General features: G+C 67.8%; 1 protein-coding gene and 1 pseudogene. Both read left to right on the top strand.

Annotated features, from left to right (window positions below; all coding sequences use genetic code 11):
• Nucleotides 1–221: pseudogene (locus AC1DTN_RS39380) on the top strand (LysR family transcriptional regulator); the annotation flags it as partial.
• Between the two features lie 139 nt (nt 222–360).
• A partial coding sequence (locus AC1DTN_RS39385) for an SDR family NAD(P)-dependent oxidoreductase (protein ID WP_477925700.1) occupies nt 361–506 on the top strand: 146 nt, incomplete at its 3' end.

The raw sequence follows: 506 nt of genomic DNA on the forward strand, positions 1-506 counted from the left end.
CGTACCACCTGGCCGACGCGGTGGCCGACGGCACGCTGAAGATCATCCTCGCCGAGGACGAGCATGCGCCCCTGCCGGTGCACCTGGTCTCGCCGCACGGCCGCCTTGCCGTTCCGAAGGTCCGGGCCTTCGTCGACTTCGCATTGCCCCGGTTGCGCGAAGGCTTCGAGGCCTTGGCCCAGGCCTGCAACGAGACCGCCAAGGCGGCGCGCGGCAGCTAGCGAGCGCGCGAATTCGATCGATCAAAGGAAGAGTGTCTGCCGGGGGACGGCTATTCACTCGGAGACTGCACGACTCTACATTTCCTTCCAGACGGCGCCGCATCCGGCAGGCGCCGCAGAACCTGGAAAGGAATGGACCATGAGCGTGCAGGACAACATCAGGAACAAGGTCGTCATCATCACCGGCGCGAGCAGCGGCCTTGGCGAGGCGACGGCGCGCCTGCTGGCGCAGCGGGGCGCCAAGCTCGTGCTGGCCGCGCGCCGCAAGGAGCGCCTCGACGAGAT

Source organism: Rhizobium sp. 01T444, from assembly GCF_056398305.1.